This window comes from Methylomonas sp. AM2-LC (assembly GCF_039904985.1).
In the GTDB taxonomy this organism is placed as follows: Bacteria; Pseudomonadota; Gammaproteobacteria; order Methylococcales; family Methylomonadaceae; genus Methylomonas.
The window spans coordinates 1,010,077-1,023,139 of sequence record NZ_CP157005.1; the positions used below are offsets into that span (position 1 = coordinate 1,010,077).

Sequence of the window (13,063 nt, forward strand, 5' to 3'; positions counted from 1 at the left end):
TTACAAGTAGGCAGAAAATCATGTCAGACACCATTGATAACCCATCGTACGACAAGGCATTACTAAAACAAGGTATTGTCTGGGCTAGCGGCCAAACTGCCAATGAACAGACGCCGTTGTTGGCAGCCTTGGCGTCTGCAGATTATATTAATAGCTTGGACAGCCCGGAAGATTACATACGCTTGCCACCAAAACAATTACGAATTACCCGGATTTTTAAAGCGCTACTCAGAAATCCCTCCCCTGTGGCACAAAAAACCTTGCTTGGTTTAACCGAAGTAGCGGCATTTAATGAAAAAGACGCCTTAGTGGAAATTTTGGTAAAGTCGCTTACCGGTATCCGCCCCGCCCCGCCAGCAGCGATAAAATATTGGGACGCGCATAGTACCCCAGATTCCGTGCATGTGCATTTTGTGATCGACGCCTTATGTAAAAACGGTAGTGAACCGGCCATTGCATTATTGGAGCAAAAAATGCTGGATGCCGAACAAGACTACGATTTCAAATTGGCCTGGATACGGGATTCCATTCTGGAACAACGCAATGATTTACCGTTATTGCAATGTTGCCACAGACTACTCCAAGCCGATTTTCCGCCCGAATTAAAAGGTTCTCTGGTGGAGGCGTTGTGTACTTACCGTAAACTGGAATGGTATAAATCCTGCGATAAACCTGTCCCACCTCCCAGAGCTTTGGCTTCTCGTGAAGCCTTGCTGGAACTACAAGCGCTATGCCAGTATGCCAAGACTAATTTGGAATTGAAAATTCCAGAAACGGCGGCAGTCGATATGATGTTATCCGAATTGGATTTGATGTTCCGTGAATATTCGTCTCGTTAGTTTACTGATCTTGCTATTTAGCGGCCTACTGTCCGCTGGGCCTCGGCCGCAGCCCACCTTAGCATTCGAAATCGCCAACCCAGAGGCGGATCGACTTTTGCAGCAGCTGCTGGTGTTGGCACAAAGTGCCGATGTCACTCAACAAAAGCTATTGGAGGATCAACTCAGCTCATCGTCTACCCTATCTCAGCTAGATTCTCGCGAAGAGGTTGTCAGCATGCCAGCTAGTCGATTACGTCTGGCACAAATTTTCCAAGCGCTACGCACTAATCGTTCTCCAGCTGCTTCCCACACATTGATTGCCTTGACCGGTGACGAGATTATCAATCATTGCGATTCATGTGTCGGGTTGCTCATCAGCGCGTTAAGTACTCGAAATCCTTTACCTACAGAAGCTTTGGCGTTTTTGGGCCGATACAGCACCGCGGATTCCATATTCTTAGAGCAAGTAGTCGTTGCATTGTTAAGCAACGGCTCGCAACCTGCCGTAATTTTATTTACCCAAATGCTGATGGATGAAGGGATCCCGTTGGAGCAAAAAATTGCTTGGTTGCATGACTCTGTCCTGCAACATCGGCGCAACCCAACGCTTGTGGCGCATTTGGCCCAGCTGATGAGTGGAAAGTTGCCGCCTAATTTACGCCTGCCAGTGCTGGAATCGTTATTTGATTATCAACCCAAAATTTGGTTCAACACTGATAGCATCGCGCCAAAACCCGATGCGACACCCGTTACTACCGAGCTGCGCCAGCTGTTGCTCAAAATCGCAGCCGAAGCCCAATTGGATACAAAATTACCGCGAAGATTACACGAGATACTCAGTCATTTCGAGCAGTCCAATGCTGGCTAGGTACTTAGTCTGTTAAGTTTATTTAAATCCTAAGTCTGACAAAATTAATCATATTGGTAATTTTGGTGGCAATAATTGTTACTTTTCGCTGTTTACTAATACGCATGATATATGTGGGGTGGCAAGTATATAAACACATATTCATCATGTCCTTTTCTGGAAAGTCACGTACTAAAATTAGTTCAAACTTATTGGTAATTACGCATTTTTTAACAAACTAAAGCCGTTCTTTTACCAATGCATAAATACTGGCCACTTCAGTTTCCACATCCAGACTAAGTTCTTGCAATTCGGCCAGTTTTGCTTCAGCAAATTCTCTATCTTTAAGACTTGCGGCATTGATATAAACATTTAATGCTGCACTCTTTAAACCACTATAAGCAGACATTAAAGCTACGCCAGCATCGCTTATTACCCCTGCATTGCCTTTTTCGGCCGCTATGCGGCTCAGCGCCAAGGTCTTAGCACAGGCTTTAGCACAATCTAAAGGTACTTGAGTGGCCTCTTTTAATACCTCTTGAATTTGTGCGCTTCTTAGTGCCTTTTCAGCATCAGTCGTTTTCGGTAAGGCATAACTGGACATCAACTTATCAAATACTTCAATATCGGTTTTAATCATGCCCGTTAAAGTGGTACGTAGCTGTTCGGCAGACGTTAATAGTGCTTGCATATCTGCTTCTACGGCGGCGTATTTAGGTTTGCCAATGGTGAGGTTGCATACCATACTTATTAGGGCAGCAGCCTGCGCTCCCATCAATGCAGCAGCACTGCCGCCACCCGGTGTGGCTTGTTTGCTGGCTAACTCATCTAAAAAAATCTGTACGGGCTGATCTTTCATTTCACACATCTATTTTTCCTTAGTTTTCGCGGCGCCAAATGGTTTTGCCACCAGCTATATCTTCCAGCACAATATTTTGCGCTTTCAGTTGCTCTCGGATACTGTCTGCCTGCGCCCAGTCTTTATTGGCTTTAGCAGTTTTACGGGCTTCGATCAGTGTTTCAATTTGTGATTCGTCTAAACCGGAAGCATCAGAACCGCCCTGTAGAAAATTGTCCGGATCGTCCTGTAGCAACCCCAAAACTGCTGCCAATTGTTTTAAGCTGGAAGCCAATACTGCTTTTTCCTGTGATTTATTTAACTCACGAGTTAAGTCGAATAATACCGCTAGGGCAACTGGGGTATTAAAGTCATCGTCCATAGCTTGTTGAAAGCGTTGCTGGTATTGAATATCGATAGCTTGATGATCGATTTCTATCCCTCTTAGCGCTGTATAAAGGCGCGTAAGAGCAATGCCGGCATCATCCAGTTGTTCGCTTGCATAGTTCAAAGGGCTGCGGTAATGACTGGAAAGAATAAAAAAGCGAATAATTTCAGGTCGGTATTGTTTTAGTACTTCTCTGACAGTGAAAAAATTGCCCAAAGATTTCGACATTTTTTCTTCATTGACGCGTACAAAACCATTATGCATCCAATAATTAACGAAGGGTTGGCCGGTAGCGCCTTCCGATTGAGCAATTTCATTTTCATGGTGGGGAAACTGTAAGTCCATGCCGCCGCCATGAATGTCAAAATGATCACCCAAGCAACAGGTAGACATAGCTGAACATTCAATGTGCCACCCTGGACGACCTTTTCCCCAGGGCGAATCCCAATAGGGTTCGTCAGGTTTTGCCATTTTCCATAACACAAAATCCAACGGGTCTCGTTTGGCAGTATCAACATCGACACGTTCACCTGCTTGTAAGTCCTCAATATTTTTTCCGGATAATTTGCCATAGCCATGAAAACGACTGACAGCATAAAAAACATCACCGTTACCGCCAATATAAGCTAAGTCATTAGCGATCAATTGTTTGATCATGGCAATAATGTCGCCAATAGATTGTGTGGCGCGAGGTTCCTTGTCAGGGGCTTGTACCCCTAATGCGCGTTCATCTTCATGCATGGCGCTAATAAAACGTTCAGTCAATGCTTGAAAAGTTTCCTGATTTTCGTTGGCACGCTGAATGATTTTATCGTCAATATCGGTAATATTGCGTACATAGGTCAACTGAAATCCAGAATAACGCAGGTAGCGCGCGACAGTATCAAAAACCACCATCACTCTGGCATGGCCAATGTGACAATAGTCATAGACGGTCATGCCGCACACATACATACCAACTTTTCCGGCTTGTTTGGGGATGAATTCCTGCTTGCTGCGAGTTAGAGTGTTATAGATTTTTAACATAGGGATTAGGGTAGAATACGGCAAAACACTTAGCAATCTATCAAGATTTGGGCTTCTCTTTCAAGATAAAAACACATAAAATTCATACCTTGCATCAATTTAAAGGAGGTTTTATGCGCAAGGCTTTGTTTCTTTTAACTCTATTTTTATTTACAACTCTTTCATTTGCAACAGAAAAAAACATGTCCAACACTCATACTAAAGTAAAATTAACCACTTCATTAGGCATTATTACCATTCAACTGGAAGACGAAAAAGCACCTGTTTCCAGTGCAAATTTTCTCGAATACGTAAAACAAGGGTTTTATAACGGCACTATTTTTCATCGAATTATTCCCGGATTTATGGCACAAGGTGGTGGTTTTGATCAGTCGTTTGCACAAAAAACCACCAATGCTCCCATTAAAAATGAAGCAGACAATGGTCTGAAAAATAAACGTGGCACTTTGGCTATGGCGCGTACTAGCGATCCAAATTCTGCTACGGCTCAGTTCTTTATTAACTATAAAGACAATGGCTTTTTAGATTACACCAGCGCCACTGCCAGTGGTTGGGGTTATGCTGTATTTGGAGAAGTTGTCGAAGGTATGGATGTTGCAGATAGCATGGCTAAACAAGCTACAGGCAATCGCAATGGACATCAGGATGTACCTAAAACAGACATCGTTATTGAAAAAGCTGAAATTGTTCAATAATTCTGAGTATTGGTTTATTCTTGGTTTTGCCACGTCGTTATAAAAGCTCCGTTCATCCTTATTCAGAATAGGGTGAATGGACTATTAACGCTATCGATGCAATATTAAAATGATGAGATACTCATTAATCCCGGTCTGAAATTTAGACAAACGAATATTTTTTGCGACCAACATAAACGCATGACTTTAAAATCCGAAATTCTTTTTATATCAGACCTGCATTTATCGTTGGAAAAAACTGAAATTACCCGTCTGTTTCTGAATTTTTTAGAACAACGTGCAATAAAAGCTGCGGCTCTCTATATTTTGGGCGATTTATTTGATGCCTGGGTAGGTGATGATGATAATACGCCGCCCAATCCAGCTATTAAAAAAGCGTTTAAACAGTTAGCCGCTTCAGGCACCGCTATATATCTACTGCAAGGTAATCGTGATTTTTTATTAGGTTTCGATTTTTGTAAAGAAGCAGGTATTACCTTGCTTGATGAGTACGCTGTTATCAATATCGATGAGCCGATACTCTTAACGCACGGTGATTTGTTGTGTAGTGATGATTTGCCGTATCAAGCTTTTCGAGTTAAATCACATAGCCGCGAATGGCAGCAGCAAATACTTTCAAAACCGCTTTGGGTGCGCTTGTTAGCTGCACGCTGGTATCGGTTGCGCAGTTATTTTCACAAACGTAACAAATCGCAGCAGATTATGGATGTCAATCAGGACACAGTGGCCACTATCATGCAACAGTATCAATGCCGAATTTTGATTCATGGGCATACTCATCGCCCGGCTCGGCATGAGTTTCTGCTTGATAATCAAAATGCCACCCGTTTCGTACTGGCTGATTGGAAAAAAAGTGGGGCGGAAGTTTTGTGCTGGAATGGCGGCTGGTTAGTCGAAAAAATCTAGAGCTTAATCAAAAAATACCTTATAACAGCTGTCTTGCCTAGATCTTATGCTCTTAAACGAGTGCTGATCAATATCTCATTTTGTATTGATAAAGTTGAGCGCGTACAATGGCGTTTTTGTCACAGCCCCCGTTGAATTTCTCATGACAGATCAGACCGAAACTGAACAAGATTGGCGCACTAAACTCACGCCTGAGCAATTTCATGTGTGTAGGGAAAAAGGCACTGAGCCTCCTTTTACGGGTAAATATACCGACTGCACGCAAGAGGGTATTTACCACTGTGTATGCTGCGGCCATGCTTTGTTTTCCTCTTCGCACAAGTTTCATTCGGGTTGCGGTTGGCCGAGTTTTTGGGAAATACTCGATGCCGAGAATGTCCATCTTCTAGAAGATAAAAGTCATGGTATGCGCCGCATTGAAGTGACCTGTAAGCATTGCGATGCGCATCTGGGGCATGTTTTTCCTGATGGACCACAACCTACCGGATTAAGATATTGTATTAATTCAGTTGCTTTAACCTTGCACGAAAAGCCATGATTGCAAAACAACAATGTCAGGATTTATTGAGTTTTATTGATAGCAGTCCAAGTCCTTGGCATGTTTGCGCCAGCATAGAGACTCGCTTACAAAAGTTCCAGTTTCGGCGTTTGTACGAAACGGAGGCATGGAATTTAGTCAAGGGCGGGCGCTATTATGTCGTGCGTGATGATTCTTCGCTGGTTCTATTCGTATTAGGTAAGCAGCCTTTGCTTGATACAGGCTTTAAAATTTTGGGAGCGCATACCGATTCCCCAGGCTTGCGCTTAAAACCTAATCCATTACTGCATACCGATAAATTGTTGCGTTTGGCCCTTGAAGTCTATGGTGGGCCGATATTGGCAACTTTTACTGATCGTGATTTAAGTCTGGCCGGACGGGTGGCGTTTCGCAACGACAATGGTGGTATTGACTGTCGTTTATTAGATTTTGAAAAAGTATTGTTGCGCTTGCCCAATTTGGCTATCCATATGAATCGAGCGGTGAATGAAGAAGGTTTAAAGCTTAACAAACAAAGCGAACTGGCGGCTATCATTGCCACTTATATTCAGCAGCAATTACCTGATACGTATTTACAAGATTTGTTGGCAACGACTTTAGGTATTCGGTCTGAACGTATTTTAAGTTGGGAACTGAATGTCTATGATACACAGAAAGGTGTGTTTTGGGGGGTAGATCAGGCGTTTTATGCTAATAGTCAATTGGATAATCTGGCCTCCTGCCATGCTGGATTAACCGCGCTGCTGGATGAGGCTACTTTAAATAGCGATAATAGCTTAGTTTGCGCCTTTTTTGATCATGAAGAAATTGGTAGTGAAAGCATGAAAGGGGCTGCAGGTAGTTTTCTGCCCGATGTTTTAATCCGCATAGTGAATGCAGTTGCGAAAGAAAATGATGCGCAGCAACGCACTTTTGCTAATAGTTTTATGATTAGTGCCGATATGGCTCACGCCTATCAGCCTAACTACCCAGCCGCTTACGAATCAAACCATAAAGTTATTGTAAATCAAGGGCCGGTAATCAAAACAAATGCTAATCATCGCTATGCAACTGATTGCCAGTCCGAGGCGCAATTCATTACCTATTGTGAACAGGCTGGTGTACCTTATCAAAAATATGCGCACCGTGGTGATTTGCCCTGCGGTAGTACGATAGGCCCTATTGCTTCAGCAAAGCTTGGTATACGCACGGTTGATGTTGGCAACCCGATGTGGGCCATGCATAGTGTCAGAGAAAGCGCAGGCGTTCTGGATCATCATTATATGATCATGGCATTACGCTGTTTTTTTTCTAGCTAAGGCATTTTTGTTGTAGCAAAATTATGCTTAAACCTTAGTTTTTTTGGTGAGTTGCTGAAAAAGTATACTCGCCAGAAAAATAAAAACTATCGCTATTATCCAAGCTGTTTTGTTTACGAATCGCGGTCATCATGCAGGATGTTAAGCGGCGGCTAATCCAAGCTTCACCCTCTGCTATAACCTTGATAATTTTGTCAATGTAAATTGCCAGATCTGTAACATTCTGATAGCCCTTGGCTCCTTGTAATAGGCAATGTACGATTTGATCTTCTGTCAGATTGTCACCCAATACTATAATGTCGCTAGTCGGGCTTATGGTCAGTAACAAATCTATATAGCGGGCTGTTTCTTTGTTTCGTACATGATAATGAAGCAAGATTAGGTTCGGCGATTGTTCATCTACAGCATTGACCGCTTGTATTTCATCGGAAAAAAATCGGGCGCTAGGCTGCGAAATTAACAACTCTGGTTGAATTTGCCCGGTATTATCAATGACGTAAATTTTCATGGCAGATGACTGTGTTGGTTTCGCAAGTTACTGGTATATAAAAATAGTGTTCGTTAGCTTTAGCGTATCAATTATTGACTGATATCAATAAATCCATGCAAACCTCGTTTCGAGTCTGCTGCAAGCCACTCCTTTAAGTATTGCACTTCTTCCGTTAATTGCAATGCGTCCAAGCTGGCTTTTTTTTTCAAAAGCCTAAAAGCCGATGAAAGTACTTTATAGTTTTCGCCTACTATACCTGCACGTCTTAAGCCGACAATATTTAAACGATAGTGTTTAGCTGGACGTCCACCAATTAACATATAAGGGATAACATCCATATTAATGCCCGTAGTGCCTTGTACAATGGCATATGAGCCAATGCGACAGAATTGATGTACCACGACTGCTCCGCCCATAAACACATGACTGCCTATCTCAACAAAGCCACCAATCGCTACATTATTGGCAAAAATTGTTTTATTGCCTACCGTACAATCATGTGCAACATGGCTGTTATTCATAAAATAACAATTTGAACCTATACGGGTTGATCCATTGGCTTGTGTGGCTCGATGGGCAGTAAAACCTTCCCGGAATACATTGCCGTCACCTATCTCCAGCCACGACAAAGTTTTGGCATCAAAACTCAGATCTTGAGGTAGTCCACCCAATACAGCATGAGGATGTAATATATTACTCTCACCCATACGTACTTGTCCATGGATAACGGCGTGAGCACCAATTTGGCAATGATTACCTATCAACGCTCCTTCTTCAATCACTGCAAATGGGCCAACGGTTACATTTTCACCTAAAATGGCCGTGCTTGCAATGTATGCAGTTGGATGAATCGATGATGTCATAATTATCCTCTGGGGTGATATTTAGTATGTAGTTCTTTCATACGTTGTTGGGCAATGTGAGTATAGATTTGGGTGGTTGATAAATCTGAATGTCCCAACAGCATTTGTACTGCCCGTAAGTCTGCGCCATGATTAAGCAAATGCGTCGCAAATGCATGACGTAGAGTATGGGGAGATAAATGCTGATCTATGCCAGCCAATTTTGCATAACGTTTGATAATATGCCAAAAGGCTTGTCTTGTCATATTCTTTCCACGAGAGGTTACAAACAAATAATCACTTTGTCTATTGCCCAGAAGTGCTAGTCGAGCGTTTTCCGTATAACGTTCCAGCCATTCCAAGGCCTCTTCTCCAAAAGGTACCAATCGTTCTTTGTCGCCTTTACCACTAATTCTGACACAGCCTTGTCTAAAATTGATTTGTTGAAAGGTCAGGTCTACCAGTTCGGAAACACGTAATCCAGTTGCATATAATAATTCCAGCATAGTTTTGTCTCTAAAACCCAGTAAACTAAGGGTATTAGGTGTGTCTAAAAGCAAATCAACGTCTGCTTCTGATAACGAACCCGGCAAGGGGCGACCTAGATGTGGCGAATCAATTAGATGCGAAGGATCGATACTGATTTTATGTTCACGTAGGCAGTAGCCGTAAAATCTGCGCAGGCTGGATAATAATCTGGCTGCCGAGCGGTTACTGGTGCCTTGTTTTTGTCGAAATTGCAAATAAGCAGAAATATCTGCCTCGTTTGCTTCTAACAATGGTTTGCTTTTTAACCAAGCGGAAAACTGCTTAAGATCACTGCCATAAGCCGCTAAAGTATTATCGCTGAGACCAAACTCAAGCCATAAGATGTTTAAAAAAGCCTCAATAATCCGAATTGACTCAGGCATGAAGTTAAATTCTTTAGCTGTATTGAGCAAAAAAAGGCGGCATAGAGCCGCCTTTTTTATTCAATATGAGATGTAAGCCGGGTAAGCGATTAAGAAAGTCTTTCTTTAATACGTGCCGCTTTACCAGTCAGATCGCGCAAATAGTATAGTTTTGCACGACGAACGTCACCACGACGCTTAACTTCAATGCTGCCAACTGAAGGGCTGTGTGTTTGGAAAACACGCTCTACACCTACACCATGAGAAATTTTTCTAACGGTAAATGCAGAGTTTAATCCACGATTACGCTTAGCAATTACAATGCCTTCAAATGCTTGCAAACGTTCACGAGTACCTTCAACTACCCGTACTTGTACAACGACTGTGTCGCCCGGTCCAAAATCCGGCACATCGTTTTTCAGCTGCGCATTTTCCAATTCTTCAATAATTTTACTCATTACCACACCCTAATGTATCAACTTCAGTTTTAAATTCTTTCAGCAAAGCATTTTGCTCTGCACTTAATTCTATATTTTTGAGCAAATCCGGGCGTCTTAACCATGTTCGGCCTAAGGATTGTTTCATGCGCCAGCGTTTTATTTCGGCGTGATTTCCACCTAATAATACTTCTGGAACATTGCCTAAATCGCTCTGTTCAGGTCGCGTGTAATGCGGGCAGTCCAATAAACCGTCCGCATAGGAATCTTGTTTGGCAGAATCTTCATCACCTAGTACACCAGGAATTAAGCGGGTGATTGCATCAATAACAATTAATGCTGCCAGTTCTCCGCCGCTTATAACATAGTCTCCCAAAGACCATTCTTCATCGCACACGTTTTCAATGAAGCGTTCATCTATGCCTTCATAACGACCAGCAACCAGAATTAATTGTTGGTGATTACTCGCATTTTGTAATAGCTGTTGGTTGATAGGTTTACCTTGCGGCCCCATACAAACCACACGACTATTTCCAGTTGTGTTTTGCCGTCTTGCGGCATTAACTGCATCAAGCAATGGCTGGTATTTCATTACCATGCCTGGGCCACCACCATAAGGCCTGTCATCAACGGTACGGTGTTTATCATGCGTGTAATCTCTAGGATTCCAGGCAGATAGATTGACTATACCTTGATCTATGGCTTTGCCAGTTACTCCACAGGCAGCAGCAGTTAGCACCATGTCAGGAAAAAGGCTGATAACATCAAAACGCATCGGCGTAATCAGAAATCCGGGTCCCAATCAACTCGCATCACTCTTGCTTGCAAGTCTATTTCTAAAATTGTCTGCTTTAGTAAAAAGGGGATCAGTCGCTCAGTATTGCCATTAATAACCACTAAAACATCATTGGCACCTGTTTCTAGCAAATGATCAACTTTTCCAAGTTTAATACCCTTGTCAGTTTCAACCTCAAGCCCAATTAAATCGGTCCAATAATATTCATCGTCATTGGGTTTTGGTAATTGCGTCCGGTTTATCAGTATCTCAAAACCCATGAGTGCCAATGCGGCATCCCGGTCAGCAATGCCTTCCAGTTCTGCAACGACCACGTTCCCATGGCGTTGTCCGCTTACTATCTTGATTTCCCTTTCTTGATCATTCTTTCGCAATATCCACGGTGAATATCGGAGGATATTCTCGCGTGGATCAGTAAAAGAAAAAATCTTTACCCAGCCTTTTACGCCAAAAACACCGGAAATCTCGCCGGCTTTTAGCAAATCACCGCTTGGCAATGGCTAACTTCTTAAGCTGCTGTTGCAACTGCAGCCGCTTTATTAGCGTCTTTAATAAGTCTTGCCACGCTATCTGTCGGTTGTGCACCGTTAGATTTCCAATACTGGACGCGTTCACAATCTAAAACTAATCTTTGCTCGCCACCGCGTGCTAAAGGATTAAAAAAGCCTACGCGCTCTATATAACGACCATCGCGACTACTTCTGCTGTCTGTAACTACAACATGATAAAAAGGGCGGTTTTTAGCGCCACCTCTTGACAAACGAATGCTTACCATTTGAATACCTTAAAAAACATTGAACCAAAATTTAATCGGCTTATTCTACGCGATTTTCCGTATAAGTGAAGTATAAATTGCAATTAGCCCATTCGCATCCCGCGCATATTGCTTTGCAGGCCACGCATCATATTGGCTAAATTGCCTTTGCTGAATTTTTTCATCATCTTTTCCATCATCTTATGTTGCTTCAGAATTCTATTAACATCCTGTAAATCCTGACCGCAACCCGTGGCTATTCGCTGTTTTCTACTGCCTTTAATCAAATCAGGAAAGCGTCTTTCCTGTAGGGTCATGGAGTTGATTACAGCAATCTGTCGAGCTAAATCTTTATCATTAACTTTTTCTTTTATATCTTTGGGTATGCCTCCCATGCCGGGCAATTTGTCTATCATGGCGCCAACACCACCCATGTTTTGCATTTGAGTAAGCTGATCTTTTAAGTCGTTAAGATCGAAAGATTTGCCTTTCTGTATTTTTTTCGCCAGTTGTTCTGCTTTTTTCTGATCGACTTTTTGTTCAATATCTTCTATCAGCGATAATACATCGCCCATACCTAAAATACGTGAAGCCAGTCGGTCAGGATAGAATGGTTCAAGAGCGTCGGATTTTTCGCCGACACCCATAAATTTAATAGGTTTTCCGGTAATTTGACGAATTGACAATGCCGCGCCACCACGTGCATCACCATCGGTTTTTGTTAATATAACACCAGTAAGAGGTAAGGCGTCATGAAAGGCTTTAGCGGTGTTGGCTGCGTCCTGACCTGTCATGCTGTCCACTACAAACAGGGTTTCTATAGGATTGATGGCTGCGTGCAATGCTTTTATTTCTGCCATCATTTCATCGTCAATGTGCAGACGACCAGCAGTATCAACAATCAGTACATCTATAAATTGACGTTTGGCGGCATCGATGGTGCGCTTAACAATATCGATGGGATTTTCAGAATTATCGCTTTCGAAAAACTTTAAACCGACGTCCTCTGCCAATGTTTGTAATTGTTTGATCGCAGCAGGGCGATAGATGTCAACACTCACTACCCCGACTTTTTTCTTTTTCTTTTCTTTAAGATGTCGGCCCAACTTGGCTACAGTAGTGGTTTTACCCGCCCCCTGTAATCCAGCCATTAAAATGATTGCAGGTGGCTGGGTACGTAAATTTAGTTCTTCGTTGGCAGACCCCATCATTCTAACAAGTTCTGCTTGGACGACTTTGATCAATGCCTGTCCGGGTGACAAGCTGGTTTGTACTTCCTGGCCTAGGGCGCGCTGGGTAACTTGTTCAATAAAGTCAGTGACTACTGGCAAGGCAACGTCAGCATCTAAAAGCGCCATTCGCACTTCGCGCATGGAGTCTTTTATATTGGTTTCGGTTAGGCGGCCATGGCCTTTAAGTTTTTTAAGGGTTCCGCTTAAGCGGTCGGTTAAATTATCGAACATATCGGCGTCTTTTTTATTCTATGAGCAAGGCTGA

At 42.8% G+C, this 13,063-nt stretch carries 16 protein-coding genes; 6 read left to right on the forward strand and 10 right to left on the reverse strand.

Annotated features, from left to right (window positions below):
• Positions 1-20: 20 nt before the first annotated feature.
• Together ABH008_RS04695 and ABH008_RS04700 are read left to right on the forward strand one after the other, a co-directional pair.
• Positions 21-839: a hypothetical protein gene (locus tag ABH008_RS04695; protein ID WP_347988695.1), complete on the forward strand. Its 819-nt coding sequence runs from the start codon at positions 21-23 to the stop codon at positions 837-839.
• Positions 820-1,689: a hypothetical protein gene (locus ABH008_RS04700; protein WP_347988696.1), complete on the forward strand. Its 870-nt coding sequence runs from the start codon at positions 820-822 to the stop codon at positions 1,687-1,689. The genes ABH008_RS04695 and ABH008_RS04700 overlap by 20 nt, the downstream gene beginning before the upstream one ends.
• Positions 1,690-1,906: 217 nt before the next feature.
• Here ABH008_RS04700 and fchA read toward each other — a convergent pair whose 3' ends face one another.
• Positions 1,907-2,536 carry a methenyltetrahydrofolate cyclohydrolase gene (gene fchA, locus ABH008_RS04705; RefSeq protein ID WP_347988697.1) on the reverse strand — a complete coding sequence of 210 codons (630 nt, stop codon included), beginning with the start codon at positions 2,534-2,536 and terminating at the stop codon, positions 1,907-1,909.
• Between the two features lie 10 nt (positions 2,537-2,546).
• Entirely contained in the window at positions 2,547-3,920 is a 1,374-nt protein-coding gene (gene cysS / locus ABH008_RS04710) for a cysteine--tRNA ligase (protein ID WP_347988698.1), read from the reverse strand.
• Between the two features lie 113 nt (positions 3,921-4,033).
• Between cysS and ABH008_RS04715 the strand changes: the two genes are divergently transcribed.
• From ABH008_RS04715 to ABH008_RS04730, 4 genes are all read left to right on the forward strand, one after another.
• Entirely contained in the window at positions 4,034-4,615 is a 582-nt protein-coding gene (locus tag ABH008_RS04715; RefSeq protein WP_347988699.1) for a peptidylprolyl isomerase, read from the forward strand.
• 180 nt (positions 4,616-4,795) lie between these two features.
• A complete protein-coding gene (locus tag ABH008_RS04720; protein ID WP_347988700.1) occupies positions 4,796-5,521 on the forward strand; it encodes a UDP-2,3-diacylglucosamine diphosphatase in 726 nt (241 codons plus the stop codon).
• A 142-nt stretch (positions 5,522-5,663) separates the two neighbouring features.
• Positions 5,664-6,059, forward strand: coding sequence for a peptide-methionine (R)-S-oxide reductase MsrB (gene msrB / locus ABH008_RS04725; protein ID WP_347988701.1), 396 nt, complete (start codon positions 5,664-5,666; stop codon positions 6,057-6,059).
• Positions 6,056-7,357, forward strand: a complete 1,302-nt coding sequence (locus ABH008_RS04730; protein ID WP_347988702.1) for a M18 family aminopeptidase — start codon at positions 6,056-6,058, stop codon at positions 7,355-7,357. The genes msrB and ABH008_RS04730 overlap by 4 nt, the downstream gene beginning before the upstream one ends.
• 34 nt (positions 7,358-7,391) lie before the next feature.
• On the opposite strand, the gene ABH008_RS04735 is transcribed toward ABH008_RS04730, so the two are convergent.
• The 8 genes from ABH008_RS04735 to ffh all read right to left on the reverse strand — a co-directional run bounded on the left by ABH008_RS04735 (position 7,392) and on the right by ffh (position 13,029).
• Positions 7,392-7,865: a hypothetical protein gene (locus ABH008_RS04735; RefSeq protein WP_347988703.1), complete on the reverse strand. Its 474-nt coding sequence runs from the start codon at positions 7,863-7,865 to the stop codon at positions 7,392-7,394.
• 71 nt (positions 7,866-7,936) lie between these two features.
• Positions 7,937-8,710 (reverse strand): acyl-ACP--UDP-N-acetylglucosamine O-acyltransferase, encoded by a 774-nt coding sequence (gene lpxA, locus ABH008_RS04740; RefSeq protein ID WP_347988704.1) that lies wholly within the window; start codon positions 8,708-8,710, stop codon positions 7,937-7,939.
• Positions 8,711-8,712: 2 nt separating this feature from the next.
• The gene (gene xerD, locus ABH008_RS04745) at positions 8,713-9,600 is read right to left on the reverse strand and encodes a site-specific tyrosine recombinase XerD (RefSeq protein WP_347988705.1); all 888 of its coding nucleotides are present in this window, start codon (positions 9,598-9,600) and stop codon (positions 8,713-8,715) included.
• An 89-nt stretch (positions 9,601-9,689) separates the two neighbouring features.
• Positions 9,690-10,037, reverse strand: coding sequence for a 50S ribosomal protein L19 (rplS, locus tag ABH008_RS04750; protein ID WP_347988706.1), 348 nt, complete (start codon positions 10,035-10,037; stop codon positions 9,690-9,692).
• A complete protein-coding gene (gene trmD / locus ABH008_RS04755; RefSeq protein ID WP_347988707.1) occupies positions 10,030-10,791 on the reverse strand; it encodes a tRNA (guanosine(37)-N1)-methyltransferase TrmD in 762 nt (253 codons plus the stop codon). The genes rplS and trmD overlap by 8 nt, the downstream gene beginning before the upstream one ends.
• Positions 10,792-10,799: 8 nt before the next feature.
• Positions 10,800-11,309: a ribosome maturation factor RimM gene (rimM, locus tag ABH008_RS04760; RefSeq protein WP_347988708.1), complete on the reverse strand. Its 510-nt coding sequence runs from the start codon at positions 11,307-11,309 to the stop codon at positions 10,800-10,802.
• Between the two features lie 11 nt (positions 11,310-11,320).
• A complete protein-coding gene (gene rpsP, locus ABH008_RS04765) occupies positions 11,321-11,587 on the reverse strand; it encodes a 30S ribosomal protein S16 (protein WP_347988709.1) in 267 nt (88 codons plus the stop codon).
• A gap of 83 nt (positions 11,588-11,670) precedes the next feature.
• Positions 11,671-13,029: a signal recognition particle protein gene (gene ffh / locus ABH008_RS04770; RefSeq protein WP_347988710.1), complete on the reverse strand. Its 1,359-nt coding sequence runs from the start codon at positions 13,027-13,029 to the stop codon at positions 11,671-11,673.
• Positions 13,030-13,063: the final 34 nt, after the last annotated feature.